The organism is Mycobacterium sp. 20KCMC460 (assembly GCF_022179425.1).
Lineage (GTDB): Bacteria > Actinomycetota > Actinomycetes > Mycobacteriales > Mycobacteriaceae > Mycobacterium > Mycobacterium kiyosense.
In genome coordinates this window covers 175,803-195,552 of the sequence record NZ_AP025524.1, presented here as the reverse complement: position 1 = coordinate 195,552, position 19,750 = coordinate 175,803, and the positions used below count along the sequence as shown (strand labels likewise).

General features: G+C 68.8%; 9 protein-coding genes. 4 read left to right on the top strand and 5 right to left on the bottom strand.

Annotated elements, in window-relative coordinates:
- Positions 1-10 precede the first annotated feature (10 nt).
- Complete coding sequence (gene pks13, locus MKCMC460_RS00935) at positions 11-5,440, top strand: polyketide synthase Pks13 (RefSeq protein WP_238305203.1); 5,430 nt, start codon at positions 11-13, stop codon at positions 5,438-5,440.
- Positions 5,441-5,448: 8 nt separating this feature from the next.
- On the top strand, positions 5,449-7,023 hold the full coding sequence (locus tag MKCMC460_RS00930; RefSeq protein WP_236979073.1) for an acyl-CoA carboxylase subunit beta: 1,575 nt from the start codon (positions 5,449-5,451) through the stop codon (positions 7,021-7,023).
- 94 nt (positions 7,024-7,117) lie between these two features.
- Here MKCMC460_RS00930 and MKCMC460_RS00925 read toward each other — a convergent pair whose 3' ends face one another.
- From MKCMC460_RS00925 to MKCMC460_RS00915, 3 genes are all read right to left on the bottom strand, one after another.
- Positions 7,118-8,890, bottom strand: coding sequence for an acyl-CoA dehydrogenase family protein (locus tag MKCMC460_RS00925; protein WP_238305202.1), 1,773 nt, complete (start codon positions 8,888-8,890; stop codon positions 7,118-7,120).
- A 30-nt stretch (positions 8,891-8,920) separates the two neighbouring features.
- The gene (locus tag MKCMC460_RS00920) at positions 8,921-9,418 is read right to left on the bottom strand and encodes a hypothetical protein (protein WP_236979071.1); all 498 of its coding nucleotides are present in this window, start codon (positions 9,416-9,418) and stop codon (positions 8,921-8,923) included.
- A gap of 253 nt (positions 9,419-9,671) precedes the next feature.
- A complete protein-coding gene (locus MKCMC460_RS00915) occupies positions 9,672-10,544 on the bottom strand; it encodes an SGNH/GDSL hydrolase family protein (RefSeq protein ID WP_236979069.1) in 873 nt (290 codons plus the stop codon).
- A 51-nt stretch (positions 10,545-10,595) separates the two neighbouring features.
- Between MKCMC460_RS00915 and MKCMC460_RS00910 the strand changes: the two genes are divergently transcribed.
- Positions 10,596-12,080, top strand: coding sequence for an arylsulfotransferase family protein (locus MKCMC460_RS00910; RefSeq protein ID WP_238305200.1), 1,485 nt, complete (start codon positions 10,596-10,598; stop codon positions 12,078-12,080).
- 38 nt (positions 12,081-12,118) lie between these two features.
- A complete protein-coding gene (locus tag MKCMC460_RS00905) occupies positions 12,119-13,063 on the top strand; it encodes a zinc-binding dehydrogenase (RefSeq protein ID WP_236979064.1) in 945 nt (314 codons plus the stop codon).
- Here MKCMC460_RS00905 and embB read toward each other — a convergent pair.
- Together embB and MKCMC460_RS00895 are read right to left on the bottom strand one after the other, a co-directional pair.
- Positions 13,053-16,313 carry an arabinosyltransferase EmbB gene (gene embB, locus MKCMC460_RS00900; protein WP_238305199.1) on the bottom strand — a complete coding sequence of 1,087 codons (3,261 nt, stop codon included), beginning with the start codon at positions 16,311-16,313 and terminating at the stop codon, positions 13,053-13,055. The genes MKCMC460_RS00905 and embB overlap by 11 nt on opposite strands.
- Positions 16,310-19,636: an arabinosyltransferase domain-containing protein gene (locus tag MKCMC460_RS00895; protein WP_236979055.1), complete on the bottom strand. Its 3,327-nt coding sequence runs from the start codon at positions 19,634-19,636 to the stop codon at positions 16,310-16,312. The genes embB and MKCMC460_RS00895 overlap by 4 nt, the downstream gene beginning before the upstream one ends.
- Between the last annotated feature and the right edge of the window lie 114 nt (positions 19,637-19,750).

Below are 19,750 nucleotides of genomic sequence, written 5' to 3'. Positions count from 1 at the left end.
ACAGGTAACTATGTCTGAGATCGAGAAGTCTGAGATCGAGAATTCCCAGGAGAACCTGCCCGCCACAACGACAAGCAACGAGGGCGCCACCGGGGCCATCACCACGGTCCCCGAGATGCGTCGATGGCTGCGCGAGTGGGTGGGCAAGGCCGTCGGGAAGTCGCCGGACTCGATCGACGAGTCGGTGCCGATGGTGGAACTGGGCCTGGCCTCGCGCGACGCGGTGGCGATGGCCGCCGACATCGAGGACCTGACCGGCGTCACGCTGTCGGTCGCGGTGGCGTTCCAGCATCCGACCATCGAGTCGCTGGCGACCCGGATCATCGAGGGCGAGCCCGAACAGCCGGAGGACGCCGACGCCGAGGCGGTGGATTGGTCGCGCAACGGCCCCGCCGAGCGGGTCGACATCGCGGTGGTGGGCCTGTCCACCCGGCTGCCGGGTGACATGAACTCCCCGGAGGAGACGTGGCAGGCGCTGATGGAGGGCCGCGACGCCATCACCGATCTGCCGGACGGGCGCTGGTCGGAGTTCCTGGTTGAGCCGCGGCTGGCCGAACGCGTGGCCAAGGCGCGTACCCGCGGCGGTTATCTGAAGGACATCAAGGGCTTCGACTCGGAGTTCTTCGCGGTGGCCAAGACCGAGGCCGACAACATCGACCCGCAGCAGCGGATGGCGCTGGAGCTGACCTGGGAGGCGCTGGAGAACGCCCGCATTCCGGCGTCCAGCCTGCGCGGTGAGTCCGTCGGCGTGTTCGTCGGCGTCACCAACAACGACTACGGCTTCCTGGCCATCTCGGACCCGAGCGTGGCCCACCCGTACGCGATCACGGGTAATTCCGGAGCGATCATCGCCAACCGGGTGTCCTACTTCTACGACTTCCGCGGCCCGTCGGTGATGGTCGACACCGCGTGCTCGAGTTCACTGGTCGCCATCCACCAGGCCGTGCAGGCGCTGCGCAACGGCGAGGCCGACGTGGCGGTGGCCGGCGGCGTCAACGCGTTGATCACGCCGGCGGTGACACTCGGGTTCGACGAGATCGGCGCGGTGCTGGCACCCGACGGCCGGATCAAGTCGTTCTCCTCGGACGCCGACGGGTACACCCGCTCCGAGGGAGCCGGGATGCTGGTGCTCAAGCGGGTCGACGACGCCCGCCGCGACGGCGACCAGATCCTGGCCGTGATCGCCGGCAGCGCCGTCAACCACGACGGCCGCTCCAACGGCCTGATCGCCCCCAATCAGGACGCGCAGGCCGACGTGCTGCGCCGCGCCTACAAGGACGCCGGGATCGACCCGCGCACCGTCGATTACATCGAGGCGCACGGCACCGGCACCATCCTGGGTGACCCGATCGAGGCCGAGGCGCTGGGCCGCGTCGTCGGCAAGGGCCGTCCCGCCGATCGGCCCGCGCTGCTGGGTGCGATCAAGACCAACATCGGGCACACCGAGTCGGCCGCCGGGGTGGCCAGCATGGCCAAGGTGGTGCTCGCCCTGCAGCACGACAAGCTGCCGCCGTCGATCAACTTCGCCGGCCCCAGCCCCTACATCGACTTCGACGCGATGCGGCTGAAGGTCATCACCGAGCCGACCGACTGGCCGCGGTACGGCGGCTACGCGCTGGCCGGGGTGTCCAGCTTCGGCTTCGGCGGGGCCAACGCGCACGTGGTGGTGCGGGAGGTGCTGCCGCGCGACGTGGTGGAGCGTGCGGTCGAGGTGGAGACGACGCCGCAGGCCGCGGTGGTCTCCGCCGGCGGCGAGCTGACCGAAGGCGAAGGACACTCGCTGCGGTTCGACGAGTACGGCGAGATCATCGCCGACGGCGCCGTGCCTGTCGCGGAGTCGGCATACGAGCTGCCCGGTGTCACCGAAGAAGCGCTGGCCCTCAAGGCTGCTGCTCTGGAAGAGCTTGCGGCACAAGAACATTCAGAACCGCTGATCCCGTTGGTGGTGTCGGCGTTCCTGACCTCCCGCAAGAAGGCGGCGGCCGCCGAGCTGGCCGACTGGATGGAAAGCCCCGAGGGGCAGTCGTCGTCGCTGGAGTCGATCGGGCGCGCCCTGTCGCGGCGCAACCACGGCCGCTCCCGCGCGGTGGTGCTGGCGCACAACCACGAAGAAGCCGTCAAGGGTCTGCGTGCGGTCGCCGAGGGCAAGCAGCGACCGAACGTGTTCAGCGTCGACGGCCCGGTAACCAGCGGCCCGGTCTGGGTGATGGCCGGTTTCGGTGCGCAGCACCGCAAGATGGCCAAGAGCCTGTACCTGCGCAACGAGGTTTTCGCCGAGTGGATCGAGAAGGTCGACGCGCTGATCCAGGACGAGCGCGGCTACTCGGTGCTCGAGCTGATCCTGGACGACTCGCACGAGTACGGCATCGAAACCAGCAACGTCACCATCTTCGCGATCCAGATCGCGCTGGGTGAGCTGCTCAAGCACCACGGCGCCAAACCCGCCGCGGTGATCGGCCAGTCACTGGGCGAGCCCGCGTCGGCGTACTTCGCCGGCGGATTGTCGCTGCCGGACGCCACCCGGGTGATCTGCTCGCGCTCGCACCTGATGGGCGAGGGCGAGGCGATGCTGTTCGGCGAGTACATCCGGTTCATGGCGATCGTCGAGTACTCCGCCGACGAACTCAAGACGGTGTTCGGTGACTTCCCCGACCTGGAGGTGTGCGTCTACGCCGCGCCGAGCCAGACCGTGATCGGCGGGCCGCCCGAGCAGATCGACGCGATCGTCGCCCGCGCGGAGTCCGAGGGCAAGTTCGCCCGCAAGCTGCAGACCAAGGGCGCCGGCCACACTTCGCAGATGGATCCGCTGCTCGGCGAGTTCTCCGCCGAACTGCAGGGCATCAAGCCGCTGCGGCCGCAGATCGGGATCTTCTCGACCGTGCACGAAGGCACCTTCGTCAAGCCCGGCAGCGACCCCATCCACGACGTCGAGTACTGGATGAAGGGGATGCGGCACTCGGTCTACTTCACCCACGGCATCCGCAACGCGGTGGACAGCGGCTACACCACATTCCTGGAGCTGGCGCCCAACCCGGTGGCCCTGATGCAGGTCGGCTTGACCACCGCCGACGCGGGTCTGCACGACGCCCAGCTGATCGCGACGCTGGCCCGCAAGCAGGACGAAGTCGAGTCGATGATCTCGACGATGGCCCAGCTCTACGTGTACGGCCACGACCTGGACGTGCGGACGCTGTTCACCCGCGCCAACGGGCCGGACGATTACGCGAACATCCCGCCGACCCGCTTCAAGCGCAAGGAGCACTGGCTCGACGCGCACTTCGCCGGCGACAGCTCGGTGTTGATGCCCGGTAACCACGTCGCGCTGCCCGACGGCCGGCACGTGTGGGAGTACGCCCCCCGGGAGAAGACCGACCTTGCCGCCCTGGTGCGCTCCGCCGCGACGACGGTGCTGCCCGACGCCGTGCTGACCGCCGCCGAGCAGCGCGCGGTACCCGGCCTGGGCGCCCGGCTGGTGACGACCTTGACGCGCCACCCCGGTGGCGCCGCGGTGCAGGTCCACGCCCGCATCGAGGAGTCGTTCACGCTGGTTTACGACGCGCTGGTGACCCGGGGCGGTACCGAAGCGGCGGTGCTGCCGGCCGCCATCGGGGCCGCAACGGCGGTCGCATCCGCGCAGGCCCTACCGGATGTCGCCGCGGCGCCGCCGGAGGCCGATGACGACGCCGAGACGCTGACGGACAGCCTGACCACGCGGTACATGCCGGCCGGAATGGGCCGATGGTCGCCGGAGTCCGGCGAGACTATCGCCGAACGCCTGGGCGCCATCGTCGGTGCGGCGATGGGCTACGAGCCCGAGGACCTGCCGTGGGAGGTGCCGCTGATCGAGCTCGGCCTGGACTCGCTGATGGCGGTGCGGATCAAGAACCGCGTCGAGTACGACTTCGACCTGCCGCCGATCCAGCTGACCGCGGTGCGCGACGCCAACCTGTACAACGTCGAGAAGCTCATCGAGTACGCGATCGAGCACCGCGACGAGGTCGAGGCGCTGCATGAGCACCAGAAGACGCAGACGGCCGAGGACATCGCCCGGATGCAGGCGGAATTGCTGCACGGCAAGGTGCCCGAGACGGCTCCGGCCGAGCCGGCCGCCGCGACCGCCGCGACCGCCGGGACCGAGGCCCCGGTTGAACCCGCCGGACCTGCAGCACCTGCCGTGCCGCCGCCGTCGGACGTGCCGATCCCGCCGCCGCCGACGAACCCCGCCGGACCGGCAGCCAACGGCAGCAACGGCGCCAACGGCGCCAACGGCGCCAACGGCTCCCAGGGCGAGCAGCCCAAGTCGGCGGACCTCAAGGGCGCTGCCGAGGCACTCAACCAAGAGGCCGTCGCCAAGGCGCTGAACTCCGACGTGCCTCCGCGCGACGCGGCCGAGCGCGTCGTCTTCGCCACCTGGGCGATCATCACCGGAAAGTCGGCGGGCGGCATCTTCAACCCGCTGCCCAAGCTGGACGACGAGAAGGCGGCCAGGATGGCGCAACGGCTGTCCGAGCGCGCCGAAGGCCCGATCACCGTCGAAGACGTGCAGAGCTCGCACAACATCGAGGAGCTGGCCGACAAGGTGCGCGGCTACCTGGAGGCCGGGGTGATCGACGGGTTCGTGCGCACCTTGCGCGCGCGTCCCGAAGGCAGCACCAAGCCGCCCGTCTTCGTGTTCCACCCGGCCGGCGGTTCCACGGTGGTCTACGAGCCGCTGCTGGCCCGGCTCCCGGCCGACACCCCGATGTACGGCTTCGAACGAGTCGAGGGGTCGATCGAAGAGCGTGCCGAGCAGTACGTACCGAAGCTGATCGAGATGCAGGGCGACGGGCCCTACATCCTGGTGGGCTGGTCGCTGGGCGGGGTGCTGGCCTACGCCTGCGCGATCGGCCTCAAGCGGCTCGGCAAGGACGTCCGATTCGTCGGCCTGATCGACGCGGTGCGCGCCGGTGAGGAAATCCCGCAGACCAAGGAAGAGGTCCGCAAACGCTGGGACCGCTACGCCAAGTTCGCCGAGAAGACATTCAACGTTACCGTGCCGGCGATCCCCTACGAGCAGCTCGAGGAGCTCGACGACGAGGGTCAGGTCCGGTTCGTGCTCGACGCGGTCAGTCAGAGCGGGGTGCAGATCCCGGCCGGCATCATCGAGCACCAGCGCACGTCGTACCTGGACAACCGGGCGATCGACACCGCTGAGATCCAGCCGTTCGATGGGCATGTCACGCTCTACATGGCCGATCGCTACCATGACGACGCGATCATGTTCGAGCCGCGGTATGCCATCCGCAAACCGGACGGCGGCTGGGGCGAGTACGTTTCCGACCTCGAGGTCGTGCCGATCGGTGGCGAGCACATCCAGGCCATCGACGAGCCGATCATCGCCAAGGTCGGCGAACACATGAGCCGCGCCTTGGAGAACATCGACGCCGCACGGACGAGTTAGGTAGCCAAGTGACCGAAGCAGGCCCGGCCCCCGTCATCCATTCCACCGCGGAGAAGCTGGCCGAGCTTCGCGAACGCCTGGAGCTGGCCAAGGAGCCCGGGGGCGAGAAGGCCGCCGCCAAGCGCGCGAAGAAGGGCATTCCGAGCGCCCGCGCCCGAGTGCACTCGCTGCTGGACCCCGGCACCTTCTTCGAGATCGGTGCGCTGTGCAAGACCCCGGGCGACCCGAACGCGCTGTACGGCGACGGCGTGGTCACCGGCCACGGCCTGATCGACGGGCGCCCGGTCGGGGTGTTCTCGCACGACCAGACCGTGTTCCAGGGCACCGTCGGGGAGATGTTCGGCCGCAAGGTCGCGCGCCTGATGGAGTGGTGCGCAATGGTCGGTTGCCCGATCATCGGTATCCAGGACTCGGGTGGCGCCCGGATCCAGGACGCGGTCACCTCGCTGGCGTGGTACGCCGAGTTGGGCCAGCGTCATGAGGCGTTGTCCGGCGTGGTGCCGCAGATCTCCCTGATCTTCGGCAAATGCGCTGGGGGAGCAGTGTATTCGCCGATCCAGGACGATCTGCTGATCTCGGTGCGCGACCAGGGCTACTTCTTCGTGACGGGGCCTGACGTGATCCGGGAGGTCACCGGCGAGGACGTCACCCTCGACGAGCTCGGCGGCTCGGACACTCAGGCCCGCTACGGCAACATCCACCAGGTCGTCAACTCCGAGGCCGAGGCGTTCCAGTACGTGCGGGACTTCCTGTCGTTCCTGCCGTCGAACTGCTTCGACAATCCGCCGGTGATCAACCCCGGACTGGAACCGGAGGTCACCTCGACCGACCTCGAGCTCGACGCGATCGTGCCGGACTCGGACAACATGGCCTACGACATGCACGAGATCCTGTTGCGGATATTCGACGACGGGGACTTCCTGGATGTCGCCGCGCAGCACGGGCCGGCCATCATCACCGGGTTCGCCCGGGTGGACGGGCGCCCGATCGGTGTGATCGCCAACCAGCCCATGCACTTGTCCGGCGCGATCGACAACGAGGCTTCGGACAAGGCAGCACGCTTTATCAGATTCTGCGATTCGTTCCAGCTGCCGCTGGTGTTCGTGGTGGACACCCCGGGGTTCCTGCCGGGCGCCGAGGAGGAGAAGCGCGGCATCATCAAGCGCGGCGGCCGGTTCCTGTACTCCGTGGTGGAGGCCGACGTACCGAAGGTGACCATCACGATCCGCAAGTCCTACGGCGGCGCGTACGCGGTGATGGGCTCGCGCCAGCTCACCGCCGACTTCAACTACGCGTGGCCCACTGCGCGCATCGCGGTGATCGGGGCCGAGGGGGCCGCGCAGCTGCTGATGAAGCGCTTCCCCGACCCCACCACGCCCGAGGCGCAGCAGATCAAGAAGGACTTCATCGAGGGCTACAACCTCAACATGGCGATCCCGTGGACCGCCGCCGAGCGCGGATTCATCGACGCGGTGATCGACCCGCACCAGACGCGGTTGCTGCTGCGCCGGTCGCTGCACCTGCTGCGTGACAAGCAGAACTGGGCCCGGCTGGCGCGTAAGCATGGCCTGATCCCGATCTAGCCCCTGCGTCTTCCGCTTCTTCCGCCTTCCGCGAGTGTGAATTAGGCTGCGCGACACGCCGATTGAGCGCCGTGCCGGGCACAGTCGGGCGGGGTTACTGGAGCAGCGCGCCGTCGGCGAGTTCGTCGAACCGCTCCAGCGCTTCGTCGTCGTGGGCGTCGATCCCGCGCAACCGCCCCCGGTCGGCGAGGTAGCGCTGCGCATACAGCCGCGCCACCAGCGCCTTGCGCTCGTCGCCGCGGACGTCGCGCTCCCAGGCTGCCTGCTCGGTGAGCAGCGCGCCGGCGTACACGTCGCCCATGAACTGGGCCAGCGGGAACAGCCGTGCTTCGGCCACTCCGTCGTCCAGCTTCTCCCAGGCGGTCACGGCCGCGTCCAGATCGTCGATCCGCTCGGCGACCAGACCGGTGGTGGTGTCGTCGTCGGAAACCGACACCGCATCGCGGAGCCGGGCCAGCAGCGTCTCGTGTGCACGGACCTTCTCGATACCTCGCCGCACGTCCAGGCACAGGATGTTGTCCGGGCCCTCCCAGATGGTATTGACCTGCGCATCACGCAACAGCCTTGCCACCGGCCAGGTTTCGATATACCCGTTCCCACCGTGAATCTCGATCGCGTCAGAGGCAGCAGTAATGCCCAGCCGGGCCACCCGCAGCTTGGTGACCGGCACCGCGATGCGCTGGCGCAGGTTGCGCGGCTGGCGATGGTTGAGAGCGCCGGTGCCGTCGAACACCAGTGCTTGGGCCGCTTCGACGTCGACGATCATCTCGGCCAGCTTGCGGCGGATCAGCGGCTTGTCGATCAGCGGACCGCCGAACGCCTGGCGCTGTCGGGCGTAGCACAGCGATTCGACCAGAGCCCGGCGCGCGTTGCCGAGCGCGAACAGCGCGATTCCAAGTCGTGCGGCGTTGGTCAGTTCCATCATCCGGCCCAGGCCCTTGCCGTCGGACGGGCCCGCGTCCGCCGAGGGCTCCTCGGACAGCAGGAAGGCTTCGGCGTCGGCGAACTCCACCTCGCCCGACGCCACCGAGCGGGTGCCAAGTTTGTCCTTGAGCCGGCGCACCCGCACCCCGTTGCGGGTGCCGTCCCGGCGAGTCCGCAGCACCAGGAAGTTGGCGACGCCCCGGCTGGAATCCGGGGCGCCTTCGGGTTTGGCCAACACCACGAACGCCTCGCCGGCGCAGTTGGAGGCGAACCACTTGAAGCCGTTGAGCAGCCACGAGTCGCCGTTGGGCGTGGCCGTCGTCTCCAGCGCACCCAGATCCGAGCCGCCGGTGCGCTCGGTGAGCAGCTGGGCGGTCTCGCCCGCCCACTCCCCGGACTCGAACTTGGCCAGCACATGCTCCCGCACGTCCGGCGGTGCGTAGGCGGCCACCAGCGACTGCACCATGCCGCCGCCGGTACCCAGCGCGCAGGCCATCCCGATGTCGGCCTCGTCCAGCAGGTAGTTGGCCGCGAACAGCGCCAGCGTCGAACGAAAACCCGCGTCCCGCATCGCGGTGCGCAACGTCTGCTGCGCATCGAGCACCGCGCGCTTTGACTGGATGAACGACTCCGGCAACACGACGCGGCTGACGTCGTGGCCCCACCGGTCGTAGCGTTCCAGCCGGGGCGGGTTGCGGTCGGTCTCGTCGGCCCAGCGGGTGACCGGACCGCCCATCAGCGCGCCGATGTCGGCCAGGTGTGGCTCCGCGACGGCCAACTCGTCGGGCTGCAAATAGTAGGCCATGGTGAACTGCAGCGTGGGGTCGCTCAGGTACCAGTTGAGACCCGTTGCGCCGCTGTAGTTTTCGGTTCGGTAGCGCTGCGACTTGTCCGGCGTCGAGAACGGTAGCCGATCCACGGACTCGGGGGCGTACTCCGTCATGGACCTGACGCTACGCCGGATCGTTTCGGCTTATACGGGCGCCAAGTATTCGGTGGAGTAGAACTCGGCTGGGGCGTTGTTGTGCGGGTTGGGCGACTCGACCACGACCCAGGCGCCGGTCGCGCCCTGCCGAATCGGCGCTTGCAGGGTGACGTCCAGCTGGCCGCTCCCATCGGTGTCCGCACCGGTGAATGTGCTGCCCGGGGCGCCGGGACCGCAGCTCGCCGACGACGGCAACGGTTCCTGGATCAGGCCGACGTCGAAGTGGTGGCCGGGTTCGCCGGCGACGACCAGTTGGACGTGGGCGGCGATGCTCGATCCGGTACTGGTGAACTGGGCGGTGCCGTGACCCATGTTGGGATGCGGCACCTCCACGGAGGTCTGGACTCGGCTGAAGTCGCAGTTTCGGAGCGCGGCGTAGATCGGTATCGTTCCGGTGGCGCCGGCCGCGCCCGTTCCGAGGAGCAGCGTCGAAGCGGTGAGCACGGTGATTGTCGCTGCCGGTATTCCCAGATGAATCGCACGCATTGGCCTACCCATCTCTGATTGCGCACTGATGGCGATTCTTCTATTGACCCGATTCGAAGAAACCAAACATTCGGTTCCCGTCCGCATTGACCGTTTGTTCGGTTAAGTACCAATTTGATCTTGATTGCGTTCCGATGCGGGATTACGAATTCAAGTGGACGTCAATATCCGGCCATCGGCCTCGACCTGTTCGACGTCGCGAAAAGCGCTGTTGAGCGGGAGCTTTCGGCACAACTGGCGCCGCTTTTACGCGTCACCTGTTCTCCGAGAGCACCAAATAATCGGTCAGCGCGTTGCCAATGGCCGCCGCGCCCAATGCGGTCGGATGCAGTGGCACCGCACGATTCCTGGTGGCATAGCCCTCCACATATCGCTCCGCGGGCGGTGCGCACATGTCGTGGTCCCGCGACATCGCACGGGTGTCGAAGAATTCGACGCCCTTTTGCGTCGCGAGCTGCCGTTGCCGATCGTCGAGCTCATCGATCTTCGCCTGCAGATAATTGGCGTCGGCCGGCAGGATCGGCTGCTCGGGGTAACAGCCGTCGGTCCGTAAGAACAGCCCGTATCCCACCACGATGATTCGGGCGTGCGGCGCCCGCGCGCGGACCTCGTCGAGCATCGCGGCCCATACCGGCGCCTGCTCGGAGATCAGCCGGGAGACGCTGTCGACCTGATCGACGACGAGTTTTTCGCTGCAGGGCCTCGGATTCGAGCCTTTGACCTCGCAGGATTCGGCGTCGGCGGCCAGTCCGACGTCATTGGCGCCGACTGTGATCGTGATCAGTTCCGTGGTTGCGTCGAGCGCGTCGAGTTGTCGCGGCACCAGGCCGTCGCCAGTCTGCTGAGCGCGACTGTAGATGTCGTCGGTGGTCGCGCCGCTGCAGGTCACGTCGCGGAATGTGGTGGCCGCCAGGCGCCGCGCCAGTATGGCCGGATAGTTGTTGGTCGATTTGTGGCAATTTCTGGGCGCGGCCCGCTCCGGCACGCCAGGCGCGGCCGCGAAGGAATCACCCATCGCGACGTACCGCGGTCGCGACGCCGATCCGGGCCCCGCCGGCGGCGCCGCCGCGCATCCGACGCACACGCACCCCACCAGCATGGCGATGCCCAGCCGCGTCGAGACCATGCAGCTCAGTGTTTCATCCGGGCACCCAGCGCCGCCTGATGTAATGGCCAGGTGCCCAACGGGATATCGAGGCGACGATTCGGAATGCTGGCCGGTGGCGCCTTGGCGGCAACGGCGGTGGCGTGCAGTTCGACCGACCACAAACCGGCGCCCAATGCACCCTCGCCGCCGCCCCCGCCCGGCAACAACGCGGTGTCAGCGCAGTCGTTGGGCTACACCGTCAACGTCGACAAACCCGGCGGCGCACCCGGCTACGTGTTCTTCGTCTCCGGCACCTCGGCGGCCAATCCCACCGCAGGCGGCGGCGTCTCGGTCCTGGTGATCGCCGACAAGGCCGGCCGGGTGGTGTGGCAGCGCGAACTGCCGCCCGGCCAGGTCGGCGGCAACCTACGCGTGCAGACCTATCAGGGCAGGCCGGTGCTCACCTGGTGGCAGGGCCTGCGGATGGGCAGCCACGGCATCGGCTTCAACTGCATCGCCGACCAGCACTACAACGTGCTCACCACCCTGACTCCCGGCGGCGACCTGTCCTCGGACATCCACGAGTTCCGGCTCACCCCCGATGGGCACGCCCTAATCACCGCCTACCAGGAGGTGACAACCGACCTCACCGCTGTCGGCGGCCCCAAAGACGGCCGGATCTTCAACTGTATCGCCACAGTGGTCGACGTGGCGACGCGCAAAACACTGTTCCAGTGGGATGCGCTCAGCCATGTGCCGGTGGCGGACTCGCCGGAGAAGCACGCCCCGGGCGAGGTGTTCGACCCGTACCACATGAACTCGATCGCGCTGGACCCCGCGGGCAACTTGCTGATCAGCCTGCGGGCGGTGTCCACGGTGTTCAACATCGACCCGCGCAGCGGCGCGATCAACTGGCAGCTGGGCGGCAAGCACTCGACATTCGAGCTCGGCGACGGTGTCGAGTTCGCGTTCCAGCACGACGCCGAGATGCCGGACCCCACCACGCTGACGGTGTTCGACAACCATTTCGAAGGCAGCCGTGCCCAACCCGGCGGCGGATCCGTCCCCACCCGGCTGAAATGGATCCGACTGGATTTCGCCGCCCGCACCGCCACCCTGGTGCGCGCGCAGCCACACCCCGGCAACCTGAGCGCGGGCGCGATGGGCAACCTGCAGCAACTTCCCGGCGGCACCGCGTTTTCCGGCTGGGGCACCGCCGGGCACATCGCCGAATTCGCCGCCGACGGCGACATGCTCTACGACGCCACCCTGACCGACGGCACCTATCGCGCGTTCCTCGACGAATGGACGGGCGACCCGGTGTTGCCGCCGCAACTAATGTTCACCGACAACGGCATTCGCGCCAGCTGGAACGGCGCCACCACGGTGGCCCGGTGGCGGCTGCTGCACGGCACGCTGAGCAACGCGATGACGGAGGTGGCCACTGTCGACTGGTCGGGCTATGACACGCCAATTCCGTTGCGGGACAAGCCGGACGGGTACTACCAAGTGCAGGCGCTGGACGGCGGCGGCGCCGTGCTGAACCAGACGCCGCCGCTGCCGCGGCCCCGCTAGCGGCCGCCGCTCATCGAACTGAATTGAAGGAGCTTGCCGTGCATGCTGCCGTTGTCACCAGCTTCGATGCCCCGCCGGGCTACCTCGAGGTGCCCGACCCCGTGCCCAAGCGCGACGGCGAAATAGTCGTCGACGTCGTCGCAGCGGGGCTGCACCAGCTGGTCCGCGCCAAAGCGGCCGGCCTGCACTACAGCAGCACCGCGGTGCTGCCGCAGGTGGCCGGCGCCGACGGTGTCGCGCGGATGCCGGACGGCTCGCTGCGCTATTTCGTGGCCGACGGGGCGATGGCCCAGCGGGCGGTGATCGACCCGCGCCGCAGCTTCGAACTGCCCGCCGGCGCCGACGCCGTCCAGGTCGCGGCCGCGACGAACCCGGCCATGTCGGCATGGATGGCGCTGCGCCGACGCAGCGCCTTCGCCGCCGGGAACAGCGTGTTGGTGCTCGGCGCCACCGGGTCCTCGGGCCTGATGGCCGTGCAGGTCGCCAAGCTGCTGGGTGCGAGCCGGGTGGTCGGGGCGGGCCGCAACCCGGACCGGCTCGCCGAGGCCGCCCGGCTGGGCGCCGACGCCACCATTGCGCTCGGCGCCGAACGGTCCGCCGCCGACATCGCCGCCGCCGCGGACTCCGTCGACGTCGTGCTGGACTACCTGTGGGGAGAGGTCGCCGCGCAGGTCATGACCGCGCTTGCCGTCCACCGAGCCGACCCCGACCAGCCGCTGCGGTGGGTCCAGATCGGCGGGATGGCCGGCACCGAGGCCGCCGTTGCGGCGGCAGTGCTGCGCAAGCGGCCGTTTGAGATTGTCGGCAGCGGGTTCGGCTCCATACCGGACGCCGATTTCCTAGCGGAGTTGCCCGAGCTGATCACGCCGGTCTGCTCCGGTGCGTTGCAGATCGCGGCCCGCCCCGTCCCACTCAGCGAGGTTGAGCGGAACTGGGCCGACACCGGCGCCGGCCCGCGGACCGTGTTCCTGCCTAGGGCTTGATGCGGATCTGCCCCGGTGACCAGAGTCCGCTGCGAGTGGCCTCGCCCAGATCCAGCCGGGCGGGCGGGGCGTCGACCAGCGTGTCGAACTTGCGCAGCGACCCCCAATCCCGCGCCCAGTCCCGCGACAGGTACGTGGCCATCACGTGCGCACGCAGCAGCAGGTCGGTGATCCCGAGCAGGCCGCCGTTGACGCCGTCCTCCCAAGTGTCGGTGTCCAGCTTCTTGGCCGAGTAGTCCGGTGTGATGCGGAACCGCGGGATCTCGGTGACGCCGTTGGTGTGCAGCATCGGCCGCTGGCACGGGAAGGCCAGCCCGACCGCCCAGTCCAGCAGCACCGGCTGAGTGGACCCGACGTACTCCTGCAGCGACCGCAGTTCGGGCACCCGCGGCGGGGTGATCGCGATCCAGTCCTCCGGCGTCAGCGACAAGTCTTCGGCCACCACCCGCACGGCGACGGCGTCGGCCGGCATCTTGTCGCGAGCGAACCGTAGGTTGCGCCACGCCTTGGGCTGTTCCCCGTACAGGTCGTCGGGGATCAAGCGCCCGGCGGGCACCAGCGGACCGGCGCCGGGCCGGGCGTACTCCAATACCACCGTCTGGCCGGTGGTGTAGTGGTGCAGCACGCTGTTGCCGGTGATCTTGCCCGCCGCGGTGATCACCACCAGCGGATGCCCGTCGTCGGCCTTGGGCAGCGTGTACCAGGCCGAGGCCAGCCGGCTCTGTTGCTGGGCGCCGGTGGTGTAGGTGCCGGCCAGCGGCACCCGCGCCGGGTCGAGCTGATACGGCAGCGGCACCGTCGATCCGTTGACGCCAGGGGCTTTCAGCTTGGTCGGCGCATCCCAGTCGTAGTCGGTGCCGGGCTGGTTCGGCTTCATCACCATCGCCTCGGCGACGGTGTGCTCCGGCACCCCGTTCGGGGAGAAGCCGACCGGGTTGGACCCGCCCAGCGGACCGAGCGGACCGTAGTCGCCCGGCAGTGGCGCCATGAAGCCGTCGTTGGGGTCCGGCTCGACCAGCACGTCGTCGGCCAGGCCGCAGCCGCCGGTGAACGCCCGCAGGTTCGACCAGCCATTGGAGTAGGTGGGGTACTGCCGCACGATGCCGATCCCCATCGAGGCGACGAAAACCAGCGCCATGAACCCGGCCGCCAGCGCCACCGGCGCCGTGGTGAGCCAGGTGGTGATCCGCCCCTCCCCGCTGCCGCGCGGGGCGAAGTGCAGCCACGCGGCGTACACCGCAGCCAGCGTGAACAGCACGAAAAACATTGTGCTGACCGTGATTCCGGCGATCTTGGGCATCGTGCTGTTGAACGGCACCCCGTAGCTGGACACGTACCACCAGCCGTTGGTGGTGGCGAAGCACAGGGCCACCACAAACAACACCGCCGCCAGGAAAGCCATCCGGTTGCGCGACCAGCGCAGCACCGCCGGCGACACCAGCACCGTGGTCAACGCGGCCATCGCGGCGCCCACCGCGGCGAACAGGCCGAAGTGGTGCACCCACTTGGTGGGGGCGAACATCAGGAAGAACATGGTGCCGAATATGACGCCCATCAGCCGCCACGCGGGCCCGCGGGCCACGCCGGGAATCCGCTTGCGCCGCAACATGATGAACACCCCGGTGAAAAGGCACAACGCGGCGATCAAGAATCCGAACCGGCGCGACAGCGATCCGTCGACGGTGGGTAGGAACAGGTAGTAGTAGCGCAGGTTCTCGGTGTACCAGGCCTGGCTGGGCCCGATCTTGCTGCGAACTCTGGTGGCCTCCAACACCGTCGACAACGTCTGGTCGGCGAACACCACGGTCAGGATCACCGTGCCGGCGGCCAGCAACGGCGACAGCAGCGGCAGCGTGCCGCCGACCATGCGACGGCGTTTGACCAGGATCCGCAGGATCGGGCGGCCACCGGCCACCAGCGCGGCCACCGCGATCAGGCCGGTCGGCTGCACACCCAGGGTGAACGCCGCGGTGATGATGGCCAGCGCCGCCGGCGTCAGGCGGCTGTAGCGCATCGACCGCTCGATCAGCACGTAGGTCACCAGCGAGCCGAGCGCGATGATCCCCTCGGGCCGCAGCCCGTTGTTGAACGGCATCCACGCGGTCAGCAGCACCATCGCCGCGGCCCAGTTGGCGGGCTTGCTGGCCGTCACTGCGGGGCCGAGTCGGGGCAGCACCTCCCGCGACAGCAGCAACCAGCACACCAGCCCGGCGAACAGGTCGGGCAGCCGCATCCAGATGCTGGCGTCGCTGACGTGGGTCATCAGGGCCAGCAGGTTGTAGTACCAGCCGAACGGGTCCTCGGGACTGCCGAACCAGCGGAAGTAGTTGGACATGTAGCCGGCGTGGTCGGCCACCCGCGCCATGCCCAGGATGTAGCCGTCGTCCGACGAGTTGGCCCCGATCACGTGCCAGAGCAGGAACGCGACGATCATCACGCCGTCCAGCAGGGTGAATTTGCGCCAGTTGGCCGGGATCCAGCGCCGCATCCGGTGACCGTCGAGCTGGTCGAGCCGCCACAGCGCGATCAGGGCGATGGCGGTGGACACGATCGCGCCGACCATGGCCAGCAGCTTCAGCGTGGTCGGGGTGGTGGAGAAGCGGGTGTCTACGGTCGCCGAGAGCTTGAGCTGGGGCGGTGCGGGCCCGGTGAGGTCGGTGAACACCCCGACGATCTGCGGGCGCAGGTTGGGGTCGGGGAAGCCGCTGCGTAGCGGGGCGCCACGGGGGTCCTTGAGCCCGACGAATTCGGCGAAGGTGCCGGCATGGGTGGAGGTGACGTCGATGCGTTCGCAGTTCGGGGAGCGCATCAGTTCACGCGGCACCGACAGGATCACCACGTTGCGGTCGGTGACGTCGACGCGCTTGGCGCTGACGACGACGAACAGCGCGTTGAGGTTGGCGTCCTTGCCTTGCTTGGGTGCGGTGCCCAAGATGACGCCGCCGTCGGCGGGCATGTCCCGTTCGATGCTGCACGGCACCGACGCCTTGAAGTCCACCGGTGTCAGTGAGATCAGCGGCGAGGTCACGCTGTTCAGCTGGCCGTTCTGCGGCCAGTTCAGCATGGCGGTGGTCTGCACGACCGGCAGCAGCGGCGTGGCGACAGACAGCAGGAATCCGACCAGCCCAGCGATGGTGGCGACCCACCTCGTTGCGCGAGTAGACGCAAAGGCCCCCGGATCAGCGCCATCTAGGGGGCTTTTGCGACTGCTCGCGCCGGAAACCGCGCCGGTGTCCTCGCTGGTCGTCATGGCAGCGCCCGGATCGGTCCTTGCCGGCTCCAGCCGGGCACGGTCACCACGCCTTGGTTCACGGTTGCCTCCGGCGCTTTGTCGGCCGGCACCAGCCGGTGGTACTGCTCGACCGAACCCCAGTCGCGATACCAGTCGCCCGACAGGTACGTCGAGATCGTCGACGTCCACAGCAGGGCCTGGGTGAACATGAACGGCCCACCGGTGCCCGCCGACTGCCACAGGTTCGACGACACCGCGGTCTGCTTGTGGTCGGGCAGGATCCGGTACTGCGGCAGTTCGGCGATGCCGAGATGCTCGGTGAACGGCCGCTGGCACGGGAAGTTCGCGGCGGTCGCGATGTCCATCAGGACCGGGTTCTGCGACCCGATCAGCTGCTGCAGCGGCTCGAGCTCCGGTACCCGCGGCGGGGTGAAGGCGAACCACTGCTCGGAGCTCAGGTTCGGGTCGTAGGCGACGATGCGGGCCACGTTGGCCTCCGGCGGGGCCCACAGGAACGGGAACCGCAGGTTGCGCCACGCGGGTTGCGGACCGAGGTCGATCGGGAACACCTCGCCGAGCGGCGCAATGCTGCCGTCGGGTTTGGCCACACCCCACTGCAGTTTCAGCGACTGGCCGTACATGAAGTCGCCGTCCTCCTTGTAGGACCAGATGGCGCCCGCGGCCGAGACCACCACCAGCGGCCGGTCCGGTCGCCGCGGCGGCAACTGGTACCAGGCCGAGGTGGCCCGCGCGGCCAGGGCGTTCTCGCCGTAGCTGCCCATCACCGGTGTGCGGGCGGGGTCCAGCCCGAACGGCAGCGCCGCGTGCGAGCCGTTCACACCGACCGGGCCTTTGCCACCGGCGGTTCCGGCGGAGTCGGTGATGGCGGCGTTGGGCTTGTTGGGGGAGGCGTCTGAGTTGACCACGCCGGGTTTGCTGATGACGGGATCGGACTGCAGGTTCTCCCCGACGCCCTCGGGCTTGAAGCCGACCGGGTTGACGCCGCCGAGCGGGCCGTCCGGGCCGAACTGCTGACCCGGAACCGGTTGCAGCATCCCGGCATTGGAGTCGGGTTCGGCCAGCACGTCGTCGGCCATCGCGCAGCTGTTGGGTGACAGGCCGGATTCGATGGCGCGCAGGTTGGCCTTGCCCGTGGTGTACAGCGGGTAGCGGAACACCGCGCCCTTGGCCATCGAGCCGACCTCGCCCAGCACCATGATCACCGCCACCACCAGCAGGGGGGTGGAGGCCAGTACCCGGTTGCGCCGGTTGTTCTTGACCTCGGTGTGGCCGGCGTAGTCCATCCGGAAGTGGTACCAGGCGGCCAGAAGTCCGGTGAGGATCGACAGCATCAGGAACATCGACGTCACCGGGTGGCTGGCGACCACGGGCTGGATGTCGTACCAGGGGACACCGTAGTTGCCGACGTAGAACCAGCCGTTGATCCCGGAGGTGGCCCAGGCCAGCACGAACAGCAGCGCGGTGACGTAGAGCGCCAGGTTGCGTCGGCTGTGCAGGCCGATCCGGGCCACGCTGAAGCCGGTGACCGCGCCCAGCGCACCGGCCAGTCCGGCGAAGATGCCGAATTGGATCGCCCACTTGGTCGGGGTGAACGTCAGCAGCAGCAGGCCGATCGCGGTGGTACCGATCAGCCGCCAGGCCGGCCCGGTGGCCAGTCCGGGCACCCGGCCGCGGCGCAGCAGCACGAACAGCATCCCGAACATGCACAACAGCAGGATCAGCGCGGCGAACCGGCGCGCCATCGAGCCGTCGGCGTTGCTCTCCACGGTGAGGAAGTAGTAGCGCAGGAAATCCTGGTACCAGGCGATGGTCGGGCCGACCGTGTACTTGATGCGGGCCGATTCGGCGACGGTGGCCAGGGTCTGGGAGCGGAACACCACCACGAAGATGAGCGATCCCGACGCCGCCAGTACCGCGAGCGGCGCGAGCACCCCGTCGGTGGGGCGCCGGCGCCGGATCGTCTGGGCGATGGCGCGCGCGCCGGTCAGCAGCGGCGCGACCGCGATCAGTCCTTGCGGGGCCAGCGTCACGGTGAACACGGCGACGATGATGGCGACCGCCGCGGCGGCCAGCCTGGCCAGCGCGATCGAGCGCTCCACCATCATCCAGGTGGCCAGCACGCCCAGCGCGATCAGCGGTTCGGGACGCAGACCGTTGTTGAACGGCAGCCAGGCGGCCACGAACACCGCGCCCGCCGTCCACACCGCGACGCGGTTGGCCGCCAGGCCATTGACTCCCGGACCCAGCCGGCGCAGTACGCAGCGGCTGATGATCAGCCAGCACGCGATCCCGGCCAGGGTGGCGGGCAGCCGCATCCATACGCCGGCCGTGCTCACCGCGGCCATCTTGGCCAGCACGCTCAGGTACCAGTCGAAGGGTGCGTCCGTAGTGCCGAAGTAGCGGTAGTAGTTGGCGACGTATCCGGCTTTGGGTGCGACCCGGGCGATGGTCAGGTTGTAGCCGTCGTCGGAGGAGATGGCGCCGATGACGTGCCAGCCCAGCAGCGTCGCGATCACTCCGGCATCGGCGAGCCAGGTGGCCAGGCCGACCCGCCAGATCCTGGATCGGTGCAGCCGGGGACGGTAGCGGGCCAGCCAGGCGATGGGCGATCGCCAGTTGCGCACTTGTTCGCCGCGGCTCAGCCGGTCCAGCGCTCCCAGCGCGCCGATGGCCACCAGGATCGCCAGTACGCCCAGGCCCATCGCGAGGGTCTTGAGGGTGGTGGGCGCGAGGATGAACCGGGTGTCGACGTCGACCCGTGCCGACAGCCCGGGCTGGGCGCGCACCTTCAGGTCGGTGAAGATGCCGCCGACCTGCGGCTTTTTCTCGGGCGAGAGCTTGCCGGCGGCGTTGGGGATGCCTTCGAAGTCCGCGCCGGCGCCACCCGCGTCGGCCCAGACGTGCAGCCGTTGGCAGGTGCCGGCTGCGATCGCGGCACGGGGTGCGGCCGCCGCCACTGTGTCGCGGAACGCGACGACCACGCTGTCCTTGTTCGCCCTGACGAACAGGCCGTGCTTGCCGGTTTCGAAGCCGTCGGTGGGCAGGGTGGACAGCACCAGGCCGCCGTCGGCGGGCAGGGTCGCGATCGCCGAGCACGGCAGGGAGATGTCCAGCGACCGCGGTGCCCCGGACACCAGTGGCGCGGTGATCTGGCTGATGTTGCCGTCCGCGTCGGCGCCCTGCGGCCAGAAGATGGTTGCGGTGGTCTGGCGCACCGGGAGCAGCGGGACCAGCAGGCACAACAGCAGGCCGGCGATCCCGGACACGACGGCTAGTAAGCGGGCGACCCGGTGGGATCGCTCATTACCGTCGGGGGACACGAGGCTCGATCGTAGGCGACGGGGTTAAGTCCGTTGAGGATGCGGGGCCGCGTAGCGGGCGCGAGGACGAGGCGGACAATTCGGGTTAAGTCCGTTGAGGATGCGGGGCCGCGT

Coding starts and splice junctions, on each gene's coding strand:
- MKCMC460_RS00920 (WP_236979071.1), bottom strand. CDS start 9,418: ATGCGTGCGATTCATCTGGGAATACCGGCAGCGACAATCACCGTGCTC.
- MKCMC460_RS00915 (WP_236979069.1), bottom strand. CDS start 10,544: ATGGTCTCGACGCGGCTGGGCATCGCCATGCTGGTGGGGTGCGTGTGC.
- embB (WP_238305199.1), bottom strand. CDS start 16,313: ATGACGACCAGCGAGGACACCGGCGCGGTTTCCGGCGCGAGCAGTCGC.
- pks13 (WP_238305203.1), top strand. CDS start 11: ATGTCTGAGATCGAGAAGTCTGAGATCGAGAATTCCCAGGAGAACCTG.
- MKCMC460_RS00925 (WP_238305202.1), bottom strand. CDS start 8,890: ATGACGGAGTACGCCCCCGAGTCCGTGGATCGGCTACCGTTCTCGACG.